This window comes from Streptomyces sp. NPDC059256 (assembly GCF_042753785.1).
In the GTDB taxonomy this organism is placed as follows: Bacteria; Actinomycetota; Actinomycetes; order Streptomycetales; family Streptomycetaceae; genus Streptomyces.
The window spans coordinates 931,167-943,504 of the sequence record NZ_JBHYZO010000001.1 but is presented as its reverse complement, the minus strand read 5'-3'; the positions used below and the strand labels follow the sequence as shown (position 1 = coordinate 943,504).

12 protein-coding genes are annotated in these 12,338 nt (G+C 70.3%); 7 read left to right on the top strand and 5 right to left on the bottom strand.

Going from position 1 to position 12,338, the window contains the following annotated elements:
• Window positions 1-130: 130 nt before the first annotated feature.
• Window positions 131-721, top strand: coding sequence for a 2'-5' RNA ligase family protein (locus ACFXJL_RS04085; protein WP_329022404.1), 591 nt, complete (start codon window positions 131-133; stop codon window positions 719-721).
• A gap of 116 nt (window positions 722-837) precedes the next feature.
• On the opposite strand, the gene ACFXJL_RS04080 is transcribed toward ACFXJL_RS04085, so the two are convergent.
• Window positions 838-1,593, bottom strand: a complete 756-nt coding sequence (locus ACFXJL_RS04080; RefSeq protein ID WP_358876388.1) for a decaprenylphospho-beta-D-erythro-pentofuranosid-2-ulose 2-reductase — start codon at window positions 1,591-1,593, stop codon at window positions 838-840.
• Window positions 1,594-1,663: 70 nt separating this feature from the next.
• On the bottom strand, window positions 1,664-3,091 hold the full coding sequence (locus ACFXJL_RS04075; protein WP_384688947.1) for an FAD-binding oxidoreductase: 1,428 nt from the start codon (window positions 3,089-3,091) through the stop codon (window positions 1,664-1,666).
• Between the two features lie 260 nt (window positions 3,092-3,351).
• Here ACFXJL_RS04075 and ACFXJL_RS04070 point away from each other — a divergent pair, with 260 nt between their 5' ends.
• The 4 genes from ACFXJL_RS04070 (at window position 3,352) to ACFXJL_RS04055 (ending at window position 6,634) form a co-directional block, all read left to right on the top strand.
• Window positions 3,352-4,011 carry a phosphatase PAP2 family protein gene (locus ACFXJL_RS04070; RefSeq protein ID WP_384689170.1) on the top strand — a complete coding sequence of 220 codons (660 nt, stop codon included), beginning with the start codon at window positions 3,352-3,354 and terminating at the stop codon, window positions 4,009-4,011.
• Entirely contained in the window at window positions 4,004-4,966 is a 963-nt protein-coding gene (locus ACFXJL_RS04065; protein WP_358876385.1) for a decaprenyl-phosphate phosphoribosyltransferase, read from the top strand. The genes ACFXJL_RS04070 and ACFXJL_RS04065 overlap by 8 nt, the downstream gene beginning before the upstream one ends.
• Before the next feature lie 55 nt (window positions 4,967-5,021).
• Entirely contained in the window at window positions 5,022-5,924 is a 903-nt protein-coding gene (locus ACFXJL_RS04060) for a YihY/virulence factor BrkB family protein (RefSeq protein ID WP_384688944.1), read from the top strand.
• A gap of 122 nt (window positions 5,925-6,046) precedes the next feature.
• A complete protein-coding gene (locus ACFXJL_RS04055) occupies window positions 6,047-6,634 on the top strand; it encodes a dihydrofolate reductase family protein (RefSeq protein ID WP_384688941.1) in 588 nt (195 codons plus the stop codon).
• Between the two features lie 107 nt (window positions 6,635-6,741).
• On the opposite strand, the gene ACFXJL_RS04050 is transcribed toward ACFXJL_RS04055, so the two are convergent.
• Window positions 6,742-7,962, bottom strand: a complete 1,221-nt coding sequence (locus tag ACFXJL_RS04050; RefSeq protein ID WP_384631932.1) for a D-alanyl-D-alanine carboxypeptidase family protein — start codon at window positions 7,960-7,962, stop codon at window positions 6,742-6,744.
• A 145-nt stretch (window positions 7,963-8,107) separates the two neighbouring features.
• On the opposite strand from ACFXJL_RS04050, the gene ACFXJL_RS04045 reads away from it, so the two are divergent.
• Window positions 8,108-8,359: an SCO4848 family membrane protein gene (locus ACFXJL_RS04045; protein WP_329022412.1), complete on the top strand. Its 252-nt coding sequence runs from the start codon at window positions 8,108-8,110 to the stop codon at window positions 8,357-8,359.
• 11 nt (window positions 8,360-8,370) lie between these two features.
• Window positions 8,371-9,840 (top strand): metallophosphoesterase, encoded by a 1,470-nt coding sequence (locus tag ACFXJL_RS04040; protein WP_384688938.1) that lies wholly within the window; start codon window positions 8,371-8,373, stop codon window positions 9,838-9,840.
• Here ACFXJL_RS04040 and ACFXJL_RS04035 read toward each other — a convergent pair.
• Both ACFXJL_RS04035 and ACFXJL_RS04030 read right to left on the bottom strand, forming a co-directional pair.
• The gene (locus tag ACFXJL_RS04035; RefSeq protein ID WP_384688936.1) at window positions 9,806-11,563 is read right to left on the bottom strand and encodes a sensor histidine kinase; all 1,758 of its coding nucleotides are present in this window, start codon (window positions 11,561-11,563) and stop codon (window positions 9,806-9,808) included. The genes ACFXJL_RS04040 and ACFXJL_RS04035 overlap by 35 nt on opposite strands.
• Window positions 11,560-12,267, bottom strand: coding sequence for a response regulator transcription factor (locus ACFXJL_RS04030; protein WP_358876381.1), 708 nt, complete (start codon window positions 12,265-12,267; stop codon window positions 11,560-11,562). The genes ACFXJL_RS04035 and ACFXJL_RS04030 overlap by 4 nt, the downstream gene beginning before the upstream one ends.
• Window positions 12,268-12,338 lie beyond the last annotated feature (71 nt).

Sequence of the window (12,338 nt, the reverse complement as noted above, 5' to 3'; positions counted from 1 at the left end):
AGCGCCGGGTGTGTCCAACGCCTCTGGTCACATGCACCGTGCAGCCGCCACACTGGCGGCTGCACCACATCCGTCAACAGCTGACGTGCGGATGGACAGCCAGCCCGTACGAGACGATGAGGAGAACGACGTGGGGACCGTAACGCTCGGCGTTTCGATCGCGGTCCCGGAGCCCTACGGCAGCCTGCTCCAAGAGCGGCGTGTGGGCTTCGGTGACCCCGCCGCACATGGGATTCCCACGCACATCACCCTCCTGCCGCCGACCGAGGCGGACCCCGCGCTGCTGCCCGCCATCGAAGCCCACCTCACGGAGATCGCCCGCGCCGGTCGACCGTTCCCGATGCGCCTGTGCGGTACGGGCACCTTCCGCCCCGTGTCGCCCGTGGTCTTCATCCAGGTGGTCGAGGGCGCGGCGGCCTGCTCCTGGTTGCAGAAGCGGGTGCGGGACGACTCCGGGCCGCTGGTGCGCGAGCTCCAGTTCTCGTACCACCCGCACGTGACGGTGGCGCACGCCATCTCCGAGGAGGCGATGGACCGCGCCTATGCGGAGCTGGCGGAGTTCGAGGCGGCTTGGACGTGCGCCTCCTTCGCCCTCTACGAGCAGGGTGCGGACGGGGTGTGGCGCAAGCTGCACGAGTACGCGTTCGGTGGTGGCATCGGATCCGTGCCGGCCCAGGGCTCCCCGGTCGACGAGCCGGCCACGGCGCCCTCCACCTCGTAACGCCCCCCAGGGACGCTGCGACCCCGCCGCACCGACCGGGTGCCGGGGCAGCCGGTCAACTCACACGGTCAAAGTCACACGGTCGAGATCGCAGGGTCGAGATCACACGGCGGACATCAGAGGGGCAGTCGGCGAAAGAGACCGCGCGGCGCGTGCCGCAGGGCCGCCATCACCACCCGTAGCAACCCCGGCACCCAGATGGTCTCGCTCCTGCGCCGCAGTCCCAGCTCCACGGCTGTGGCGACCGCTTCGGGGGTGGTGGCGAGAGGCGCCTCAGGCATGCCGGCCGTCATACGGGTCCGTACGAACCCGGGGCGCACCACCATGACGTGGACCCCGGTGCCGTGGAGTGCGTCCCCGAGGCCCTGGGCGAAGGCGTCCAGACCGGCTTTGCTGGAGCCGTAGATGAAGTTGGTGCGGCGGGCGCGTTCGCCCGCGACCGACGAGAGCACCACCAGCGAGCCGTGCCCCTGGTTCTGGAGGGCCACTGCGCAGATCAGTCCGGCCGAGACGGCGCCCGTGTAGTTGGTCTGGGCGACGCGGACCGCGGCCGGGGGGTCGCCCTCGTCGTTCGCCTGGTCGCCGAGGACCCCGAACGCGAGCAGCACCAGGTCGATGTCCCCCTCGGCGAAGACCTTTCCGAGCACCTCTTCGTGCGGAACCGGGTCGAGCGCATCGAAGGGCACGGTGCGCACCTCTGCGCCGAGCGTGCGCAGCGAGCCGGCCGCGGCCTCCAACTCGGGGGAGGGCCGGCCGGCCAACCAGACCGTGCGGACGCGGCGGGCGATCATCCGCCGGGCGACGGCCAGCCCGATCTCCGATGTGCCGCCGAGGACGAGCAGGGACTGTGGGGTGCCGAAGGCGTCCTTCATGCCGGATGACTCCTTGGGATGTGTTCTGACTGACTGCTGGATCGGGGCGGGGCGCGGAACGGTCGCGGTGTCAGAGGGCGAGGCGACGAGCCAGGTCGGAGCTGAAGACCCCCTGCGGGTCCAGTCGGGCCCGTAGTTCGCGGAAGTCCGTGAGCCGCGGATACATGCCGTCGAGGAGTTCGGGGCGGAGCCGGGAGTCCTTGGCCAGGTAGATCCGTCCGCCCGCCGCCGCGACCTCCTCGTCGAGTTCGTCGAGGAAGGCGCCCAGGCCGTCCAGCCCGGCGGGAACGTCCAGGGCGAGCGTCCAGCCGGGCACGGGGAAGGAGAGCCAGCCGGGGTCCGCCGCGCCGAAGCGCTTCAGCACGGCGAGGAAGGAGGGGCAGCCCCGTTCGGCGATGCGTCGGACGATGCGCCGCAGGGCTTCCTCCTGGCCGTGGCCGACCACGAACTGGTACTGGACGAATCCGTCGGGGCCGTAGATCCGATTCCAGTGCGGTACGGCGTCCAGGGGATGGAAGAACCTGGTCAGCGGCTGGAGTTCGGCTCTGCGGGACCGCGGTGCCCGGTGGTACCAGAAGGCGTTGAAGAGTCCCACCGAGGTTCGGTTGAGCAGTCCCCGCGGTACGTGGGCGGGGGGTGCGGGCAGCCGTCCCGGACGGAAGGCCAGTGGTGTCCGTCGGGCCCGGGCGTCCAACGCGTCCAGCGGGGCGTGCTCCCCGCGGGTGAGGACCGCGCGTCCGAGGGATCGGCCGCGGGCGAGGAGGTCGATCCAGGCGACGGAGTAGCGGTAGCGGTGGTCGTCGGTGGTGAGTCTGGACAGCAGATCGTCCAGGTCGGTGGCGCGCTCGGTGTCCACCGCCACCCAGGAGGTCGCCACCCGGTGCAGCCGTACGGTCGCGGACAGGATCACTCCGGTGAGTCCCATGCCGCCCGCTGTGGCATCGAAGAGGGCGGTGCCGGGCCGAACGGTCTGGATCTCGCCGTCGGCGGTCAGCAGGTCGATGGATTCCACATGGCGCGAGAAGGAGCCGCTGACGTGGTGGTTCTTGCCGTGGATGTCCGCACCGAACGCGCCTCCCACGGTCACTTGCCGGGTGCCTGGTGTCACCGGGACGAACCAGCCGAGCGGGAGCAGCACCTCCATCAGCCGGTGCAGGCTCACTCCGGCGTCACAGGTCACGGTTCCGCTGTGCGTGTCGATGCCGTGGATGCGGGCGAGAGCGGTCATGTCGAGCACACAGCCGCCGGCGTTCTGGGCGGCGTCGCCGTAGGCACGCCCGAGACCTCGTGCGATCCCGCCCCGCGCGCCCAGGCTCCGTACCACTGCCGCGGTCTGTTCGGCGGAGTGTGGACGCATCATCCGTGCGGTGGTCGGTGCCGTACGTCCCCAGCCGCTCAGTCGGACGAACGGATCGGCCTCGTCGAGGAGGCGCGATGGGGTGTCGGTGTCCACGAAGCCGTCGGGCGGAGCGGGGTCAGAGGGAGTGTCGACAGACATAGCGCCGACCGTATAGCCGGTTATGCCCGCATTTTCGTAGTGCCTTGCTGACTCGCCGAAATGGGTGATTAAACGAGTGTCATCAAAGAATGGCGTGAAAACTGGGCGATCGCCCAGAAGAGTCGCCCCTGGTTCATGGGAAGGGGTGGTGGATGACCGACGCAGTGGACACCGGATGCGCCGGACACTCCGCGGCGGACCGCGGCTGGGCTGCGACCGCCGGTGGATGGCTGGCCGCCGATCGACGGCTGCTGTCCGCGATGCGGGAGTGCGGCACCCAGCCGGAGATCGCCGCGGTCGCCCGAGCGCTCTCCTTCGTCGGTGAACACGGCGCGCTCTGGCTCGCTGCCGGCCTGGTGCACGCGGCAGCGGACCGAAGGCGCCGGAGGGCGTGGCTCCGGGCGACGGTGGTGGTCGGCGGGGCGCATCTCGTGAGCGTGGGCGTCAAACGGGTGGTGCGCAGAGCACGCCCCGGCGCGGCTCCTTACTCACCTCCGCCGAACGGAACGGAAGCCGATGCCCCGGGGCGCATGCAACAGGAGGACGCCTATGCCGTCCATGCCACCCATGCCGCCCATGCCGTCCGCCCGGGTGCGCGGGCCTCGAAGCGGGACGAGGCGCATCGGTCGTCCGGGCCAGCCGTATGGACACCCCTGGTGAGCACCGCAGGCCGCTACTCCTTCCCCAGCTCCCACGCCACCTCGGCCGCCGCGGCTGCCGTCGCCTTCGGCGCCCTGCTGCCCGCGGCGCGGCGCCTGCTGCCCCCGGTCGCCGCCGCCATGTGCGTCTCCCGGCTCGTCGTCGGCGTCCACTACCCCACCGACATCGCCGCAGGTGCCGCGCTCGGCGGGCTTGCCGCCCACCTCGGACACCGTTGGACGCTCCGCCCCCTCGTCGGGGGAGGAGGGCACGATGAATGAACCCGGCACCGCCCTGCTGGTACGGCCCGAGCGGGGGTCCGGGCGCTCGCCCGCGCCGCCCCGCGGCGGTCTGCTGGCCGGTCTGCTGAGGACCGCCAGACCCCGGCAGTGGGTCAAGAACCTGCTGGTCCTCGCCGCGCCTGCCGCCGCGGGCGAACTGGACTCCCGATACACAGCGGCGCGGCTCGCGGTCGTCTTTGTCCTCTTCACCGCCGCCGCTGCGGCCGTCTATTTGATCAACGATGCCCGGGACGCCGAAGCGGACCGCGCCCATCCGGTCAAGTGTCGCCGCCCGGTCGCCGCCGGGCTGGTGCCCGTACCGCTGGCCCACGCCGTCGGCGCGCTCCTCGCCGCCCTCGCCGTGGCGGGCGCCGCCGCCTTCTGCAACGCCATGACCGGGGCGCTCATCACCGCGTACCTCTCGATGCAACTCGCCTACTGCATTTGGCTGAAACACGTACTCGTCGTCGATATGGCCGTCGTCACCACCGGCTTTCTGCTGCGGGCCATGACGGGAGGAGTGGCACTGGACATTCCGCTCTCCCGGTGGTTCCTGATCACCACGGGGTTCGGAGCGCTGTTCATGGTGGCGGCCAAGCGCTACTCGGAAGCCGTGCAGATGGACGGCAGGGGCGGCGGCAAGGGTGCGACCCGGGCCCTGCTGAGCGAGTACACCACCGGCTATCTGCGTTTCGTCTGGCAGCTCGCGGCCTCGGTCGCCGTACTCGCCTACTGCCTCTGGGCCCTGGAGAACGGCGTCCCGAACGAGTCCGCACTGCTGCCCTGGCGGCAACTCTCGATGATCGCCTTCATCCTCGCGGTCCTGCGGTACGCCGTGTTCGCCGATCGAGGGACCGCGGGTGAACCCGAGGACGTGGTGCTGGGCGACCGGGCGCTGGCGGTGATCGGTCTGGTGTGGGCCGCGATGTATGCGTGCGCAGTCGCCGGACTGTGATCTTCCGATGCATGATCCGGCCACTGCCGACGGCAACGGAGGGTAGGCGTAGGCCATGGATTGGTTGACCAAGCTCCCCGTCGTCGGGCCCACCGTCGTCCGGCTGATGCAGACGCACGCCTGGCGTTCCTACGAGACGCTGGAACGAGTGCACTGGACCCGGCTCGCCGCGGCCATCACCTTCCTGAGCTTCCTGGCGCTCTTCCCGCTGATCACGGTCGCCGCCGCAGTCGGGGCCGCCCTGCTCAGCGACGACCAGCTCGGCAAGCTGGAGGACAAGGTCAGCGAGCAGGTGCCCGGCATCTCCGAACAGCTCAACATCGACTCGCTGGTGGCCAATGCCGGCACGGTCGGTCTGGTCGCCGGTGCGCTGCTGCTGCTCACCGGCATCGGCTGGGTCGGCGCCATGCGGGACTGTCTGCGCGCCGTGTGGGGGACCGACGACGAGGACGAGGGCAACCCCTTCGTCCGCAAGGCCAAGGACGCGGGCGTACTGCTGGGTCTCGGCGCGACCGCGCTGGTCTCCCTCGGCGCCTCCGCACTCGGCTCCAGCGCGGTGGGCTGGACGGCGGATCGACTCGGCCTCGACAAGGACGGCGCCTGGGGAGTGCTGCTGTCCGTCGTGGCGATCGCCATCGCCGTCCTCGCTGACTTCCTGATGCTGCTCTATCTGCTCACCCTGCTACCGGGTGCCCAGCCCGAGCGGCGCCGGCTGATCGTGGCCGGGCTGATCGGCGCCGTCGGATTTGAACTGCTGAAGCTGCTCCTGAGCGGCTATATGGCGGGTGTGGCGTCCAAGAGCATGTACGGCGCCTTCGGCGTACCGATCGCCCTGCTGCTGTGGATCAACTTCACGGCGAAGCTGCTGCTGTTCTGTGCGGCCTGGACGGCGACCCCCAGCAGGAGTTCGGCGATCGTGGCGGACATCGAGGGACCGAAGGCACCGCGGGCGATCTGAAGGGCCTCCCAGAAGGGCGGGGGGGGGTGACCCCGTCTCGCCGGCCTTCCGCCGCAACCGATGAATTCCGCTCCCGGGCCTGGTCAACCTCGGTGGAGCAAGCGCACAGATGGGAGCAGCACATGGGACAGCTGGTCGTGGTCAACTTCGTATCGTTGGACGGCGTCATGCAGTCGGTCCTCTCGGCCGACGAGGACCGGGACGGTGGGTTCGATCAGGGCGGCTGGGTGCTGCCCTATGTCGACGAGGTGGTGGAGCGGTTCATGAGCCGGGCCACGGCTGGTGCCGGAGCCCTGCTGCTGGGCCGTAGGACGTATGAGATCTTCGCCGCCACCTGGCCGTACGCCGATATGAACGACCCCGCGGTGGCCGCGATGAACGCGATGCCCAAGTACGTGGCTTCCCGCACAGTCAGGGATCTGACGTGGGCGAACTCCACCGTCCTCGGTGCCGATCTGGCGGCGGAGGTCAGCCGCATCAAGGCCGCGTCCGAGCGCGAGACGGTGGTGTTGGGTAGCGGGGGGCTGCTCGGGACCCTGATCGAACACGACCTCGTCGACGAGTACCGGCTGCTGGTCTTTCCCCTGGTCCTGGGCGGCGGGAAGCAACTCTTCGCCGACGGCAAGAGCCCCCGCCGTCTGACGCTGACCGCCACGCAGCCGACACCGTCCGGCGTCTTGATCAACACATATCGTCGCGCTGAAGGCTGAGGGCCTCTCCGTCAGGCCCTTCACCAGGCCCTTCACCAGGCCCTTCACCCGGCCCGGGACCCGGCCCCGGACCTGGGCTCCTGCGAGCGCCGTCCGGCCGGACCCCATCATCCCCGGTGGGAGGGCCAGCGCCGGTTCACCACGAAGAACGCGCCGGCGAGCGCCACCAGCACACCGCCCACGATCGCCAGGGCGATCCCGACGCCCCCGGAGGACTCCTCCCGGGCGATGGCCACCGGCTTCGCCTGCGTACCGTCCTTCCCCGGGCCCGCGCCGACCGCCTCCTTGAGGCGTGCAGAGCGCGGCGGCACCAGCTCGCCGACCGGCGTGACCTTCCCGCCGGCGGCGAAACCCCAGTCGAGCAGTCGGGCCGTCTCCTTGTAGACGGCCTGGCTCTCATCCGATTCGGGGTTCATGACGGTGACCAGCAGCACCTTTCCGGCCCGCTCGGCAACCCCGGTGAACGTCGATCCCGCGTGGGTGGTGTTGCCGTTCTTGACGCCGGCGATCCCCGGGTAAGGGGTGACGCCGTCCTCGCCGGTCAGCAGCCGGTTGGTGTTCTGGATCTCGAAGGTCTCCCGCTTGTCGCCGTCCATCTCGCCCGGGAACTGGGCACGGACGGTGGCGGCGTAGTCCCGGAAGTCCTTCTTCTGCATCCCGTTGCGCGCGATGAGCGTCAGGTCGTACGCGGAGGAGACCTGGCCGGCGGCGTCATAGCCGTCGGGTGAGGCGACCCGGGTGTCCAGCGCCTGCAACTCCTCCGCGTGGGCCTGCATGTCCTGGACGGTCTTGGGGATGCCGCCGTTCATGGCCGACAGGACGTGGACGGCGTCATTGCCGGAACGGAGGAAGACTCCCAGCCAGAGGTCGTTGACGGTGTAGGTGAGCTCCTCCTTCACCCCGACGAGACTGCTGTTCGTGCCGACTTCGGAGAGTTCGGCGGCGGAGACCTTGTGGGTGGCCTCCTTCGGGAGTTTCGGCAGCAGGGTGTCCGCGAACAGCATCTTGATCGTGGACGCAGGTGGCAGTCGCCAGTGGGCGTTGTGGGACGCGAGCACGGCCCCGCTCTCGGCGTCCGCCACGATCCAGGACCTGCTGCTGATGTCCTTGGGGAGCACGGGCGCACCCGTGCCGAGGTTGACCTGGGTGCCCGCCTTGCCGAGTTGCGCCCCGCCGACCGTGGACATCACCGACGGGGGATTCGGCTGCTTGCGCGCCTTGCCGTCGGCCGTGCGCTCATGGGTGTCCGCAGCGGCGGGCGCGGCGACGAGCAGCGGCAGCAGCGAGGCGGCGGTGACCGCGGACGCGGTCCGACGCACGGCCTTCATCGTGATCATCTTCAAAGCAGGCACGTGCGTGAAATTACAGTGCTGATCAGAAAATATGCTTATCGGGTTGATGACTCGCCGGGAACGCCGCCGAGACGGCCCACCCCACCCACCTCGACCGATGAACGGCAGCGATACTGGACGGATGAAGCTCAACCGCCCCACATCCTGGTTCCTGCTCGCGTTCGGGGTGTGGAGCTGGTTCATCTGGGTCACCTTCGTCAAAAACCTTTGGCAGGACGGCAGCGGACTCGCCTTCGACGACGCGGGCGATCCCACGGGCTACTTCTGGGTTCATCTGCTGCTCGCCATCACGTCCTTCCTTCTGGGGACGGTCGTAGGACTCATCGGGTTGCGTGGGGTACGCGCCTTGCGGCGCGAAGAACGCGAAGAATAGGGGAGCTTTCTGTGATCGTGGTCGTCGTGCTCGTCTTCGTGGCGGTGCTCGCCCTCCTTGCAGGCGCGCACTGGTACGTCTGGCGGAGATTGGTCCGCGACACCACACAGGCCCGTGGCGTGGCCCGTGGAGTGGGTACCGTCGCCCTCTGGGTGCTGCCGCTGCTCTCCTTCGGAGCGCTCGTGGCAGGCCGTGCGGGCGCGCCTTTTTGGCTGGAAAGGGTGGTGGCCTGGCCGGGATACCTGTGGCTGGCGGTGCTGCTCTATCTGGTGCTCGCCCTGCTGGTGGGGGAAGTCGTCCGAGCGGTGTGGCTACGTCGCTCCCGTGGGTCACAGCAGCCCCAGCAGCTTCGGGGGGCAGGTGCATCCGCGGCTCCCGCCCCAGTCGATGCGCCGCCATCGGACCAGGAACCCGCGGTGGTCACCGTGCCGCCGTCGGAACCCGCCACCGAGAGCGGCACCACCACGCTCGCGTCCCCGGGCAGGACCCACCCCGAGAACGCCACGGCCGCCACGGCCGCCACGGCCGCCGCCTCCGCGGCAACGGACACCCCGTCATCCGTACGGGGTACGGGGGCCGGCGACACCGACACCTCAGCTGATCGAGCAGCCACCCACGAGGTCAAGCCCGCCACCACGCCCGACGACCCCCGTACCGTCTCCCGGCGCCTCTTCGTCTCCCGGGTCGTCGGTGGCGGTGCCGCCGTCGCCGCACTCGGCACGGTCGGGCACGGCGCCTACGGGGTGCTGCGCGGTCCCAAGATCAAACGGGTGACCGTTCCGCTCGCCAAGCTGCCCAGGTCCGCGCACGGCTTCCGCATCGCCGTCGTCAGCGACATCCATCTCGGACCGATACTCGGCCGTGCCCACACCCAGCGGATCGTGGACACCATCAACGCCGCGTCCCCCGATCTCGTCGCCGTCGTCGGCGACATGGTCGACGGCAGCGTCGCCGACCTCGGGTCCGCGGCAGAGCCCCTGAACCAGCTCCAGGCCCGGCACGGCTCGTTCTTCGTCACCGGGAACCACGAGTACTTCTCCGGGGCGGAGGAGTGGGTCGACCACGTGCGGGAACTTGGGCTGCGCCCGCTGGAGAACGAGCGCGTCGAGATCGCCGGATTCGACCTCGCGGGAGTCGACGACATCGAGGGCGAGAAGTTCGGCAGGGGGCCCGACTTCCGCAAGGCCCTCGGCGACCGGGACAGCGCCCGGGCCGCCGTCCTGCTGGCCCACCAGCCCGTGGTCATCCACGACGCCGTGGAACACGGGGTCGACCTCCAGCTCTCCGGTCACACCCACGGCGGCCAGCTCTGGCCCGGCAACCATCTGGCCGCGCTCGCCAATCCGACCGTCGCCGGCCTTGAGCGGTACGGCGACACCCAGCTCTATGTGACCCGCGGCGCCGGCGCCTGGGGGCCACCCGTGCGGGTCGGCGCCTCATCGGACATCACCGTGGTGCAGCTGGCGTCCCGCCAGGCGTGACCGTGCCGGTGTCGGACGGCGGCGTGTGGGAGGCATCGGCGGTGGCCGCGGGCAGCAGCACTGTCACGGCCAACCCCCGGCCCCGCGCCGTCCGGACCGACACCTCACCGCCGTGGGACGCGACGACGGCCTGCACGATCGCCATGCCGAGCCCACTGCCGGGAGGCTGCGGCCCTTCCCGCCAGCCCTCGCCGACGGTTGCCTCGTCACCCGTCGCCGGCGGGACCTCCCCGGAAGCCAACGCGTCGGCAGCCACCTCGTCGGCCCCGACCGATCGACCCACAGCCGGTTCTGTCTCCCGTACCGCTGCTTCCCGTACCGCTGTCTCCCGCTCCTCCGGCTCCTCCGCCTCCCGTGTGGCCGCCGTCCCTCCCGCGGCCCGGAAGAAGCGGTCGAAGATCCGGTCCGCGTCCTGAGCCGCCATCCCCGGGCCCTCGTCGGCAACGGTCAGCCGCACCCACCCGGGGCGGCCTTCCCCACCCGGCTGCCGCGCCAACTCCAGCGTTACCGGGGCGGTGACCGGAGTGTGCGCCCGGACGTTCCCCAACAGGTTCCCCACGATCTGACGCAGCGCGGACTCATCGCCCTGCACCGCCAACGGCCCTGACGCGCTCAGGGCGACGGGCCGGTCCGGCTGCTGCGCCCGCAGGTCGTCGGCCCCGTCCCGTACCAGTTGCGCCAGATCCACCGGAGCCATCCGCAGCGGGGCCTGTCGGTCCAGTCGGGCCAGTGTCAGCAACTCCTCGACCAGTCGGCCCATCCGGTCCGCTTCGGCGTTCATCCGTGCCAGCGCCCGGGAGCGCTCCACCGGGCCGCGCAGCATCCCACGGTCGTACAACTGGAGGTAGCCGCGGATCGCGGACAGCGGGGTGCGCAGTTCGTGCGAGGCGTCGGCGACGAACCGGCGCAGTTGGGCCGCGCTGCGCTCCCGGGTCTCAAAGGCCGATTCCACCTGGTGGAGCATGGAGTTGAGCGCGACCCGCAGTTGCTCGATCTCGGTCGCCGTGGGGGAGTCGGCCGGAACCCGGCGGGTCAGATCGCCCTCCGCTATGGCGGACGCCGTCTCCACCATGTCCTCCAGCGGACGGAGCCGACGCCTGGCCCAGCCCATGGTGACCAGGGCCAGCAGCACCAGCAACAGCACACCGAAGACGATGTCGAACTTGAGCGCCTTGCGCAGGGCGTTGTGCATCGCGCCCGTACTGGTCGCCATCAACACGACCGTGCCGTCGGCCAGTCGGGTGCCGACCACCCGGTAGGGCTCCCCGTTGACCTGGATGTCCCGGACCGCGCTGGAACGGCTGAGGGCGGACGGATCGGCGACGGCCGAGGCGATGGCTCGCTGGCGGGAGGTGGGCTCGATCCCGGCGAACGAGGTGGGCTGCCCCCGGTCGTCGAGCGCCACGATCATGGTGTCCGAGCGCGGCAGTCCGGACTCCCGGTCGCCGGGTGCGAACTGCTCCAGCAGGGTGCCGAGGGCCCTGAGCGATTCGACTTCCTTCTGGGTGAAGCCGGTTCGCTCCAGGGCGTTGCGGTTGCCGACGAGTTCGGTGTCGACCCGGTCGATGAGGAAGTGCTGCATCCCCATCAGGCTGACGGCGGTCGCCACGGTGATGCCGAGGGCCAGCAGAATGACGTTGACGGCCGTCAGTTTGGCGCGCAGGGAGTGCGGCGCGTGCCGGTGGCGGCGCCCACGCCGGGTCCCGCCGGCTGTCCCCTTCACGAGAGCCCGTACCCCACACCCCGACGGGTGGTGATCAACGGCGGCCCGAGCGGGTCGAGCTTGCGCCGCAGATAGCTGATGTACGTCTCCACCACGGTCGACTCCGCTTCGTGCTCGTAGCTCCAGACGTGCCGCAGCAGTTGGTCCTTGGGAACCACCCGCCCACCGTTGCGCACCAGGAACCGCAGCAGGGCGTACTCGGTGGGTGTGAGTTGTACGGAACGCCCCCCGCGCCGCACCGCGTACGTCGTCTCGTCCAACTCCAGGTCCCCGTACCGCAGTGGAGGCGGTACGGACAGCACATCGGCCGGTCGGGTGCGCCTCAGTACGGCGGTGACCCGGGCCACCACCTCGTCGACGTTGAACGGCTTGGTGATGTAGTCGTCACCGAAGCCCAGCGCCCCCACGATCTCCGCGGGTGCGTCCCGGGCCGTGAGGAAGACGATCGCCGTGTCCGGGTGCAACGCTCGCATCTCGCGCCCCAGCACCCGGCCGTCACCGTCGGGGAGCATCACATCGAGCAGGGCCGCGTCCGGTCTGGTCCGGCCGGCCAACCACTGTGCCTGGCGCACACTGCCCGCGGTCATCACCTCGAACCGGTGGTACCTCAGGGCGATGGACAACACATCGGCGATGCTCGGCTCGTCCTCCACGATCAGGACCGTCGCCCCGGCGCAGCCCCCGCCGCGCTCCTCCTGGCTCATTCCGCCCCCTCCCGACCCGATGAACCCGGGCCGTCGCTTCTTTCCCATCGATCCAGGTCGATGGGGATCTC

Excerpts from the sequence above, each read along its gene's own strand:
- ACFXJL_RS04060 (WP_384688944.1), top strand. The coding sequence starts at position 5,022 with ATGGATTGGTTGACCAAGCTCCCCGTCGTCGGGCCCACCGTCGTCCGG.
- ACFXJL_RS04045 (WP_329022412.1), top strand. The coding sequence starts at position 8,108 with ATGAAGCTCAACCGCCCCACATCCTGGTTCCTGCTCGCGTTCGGGGTG.
- ACFXJL_RS04070 (WP_384689170.1), top strand. The coding sequence starts at position 3,352 with ATGCGGGAGTGCGGCACCCAGCCGGAGATCGCCGCGGTCGCCCGAGCG.
- ACFXJL_RS04065 (WP_358876385.1), top strand. The coding sequence starts at position 4,004 with ATGAATGAACCCGGCACCGCCCTGCTGGTACGGCCCGAGCGGGGGTCC.
- ACFXJL_RS04055 (WP_384688941.1), top strand. The coding sequence starts at position 6,047 with ATGGGACAGCTGGTCGTGGTCAACTTCGTATCGTTGGACGGCGTCATG.
- ACFXJL_RS04050 (WP_384631932.1), bottom strand. The coding sequence starts at position 7,962 with ATGAAGGCCGTGCGTCGGACCGCGTCCGCGGTCACCGCCGCCTCGCTG.
- ACFXJL_RS04030 (WP_358876381.1), bottom strand. The coding sequence starts at position 12,267 with ATGAGCCAGGAGGAGCGCGGCGGGGGCTGCGCCGGGGCGACGGTCCTG.
- ACFXJL_RS04080 (WP_358876388.1), bottom strand. The coding sequence starts at position 1,593 with ATGAAGGACGCCTTCGGCACCCCACAGTCCCTGCTCGTCCTCGGCGGC.
- ACFXJL_RS04075 (WP_384688947.1), bottom strand. The coding sequence starts at position 3,091 with ATGTCTGTCGACACTCCCTCTGACCCCGCTCCGCCCGACGGCTTCGTG.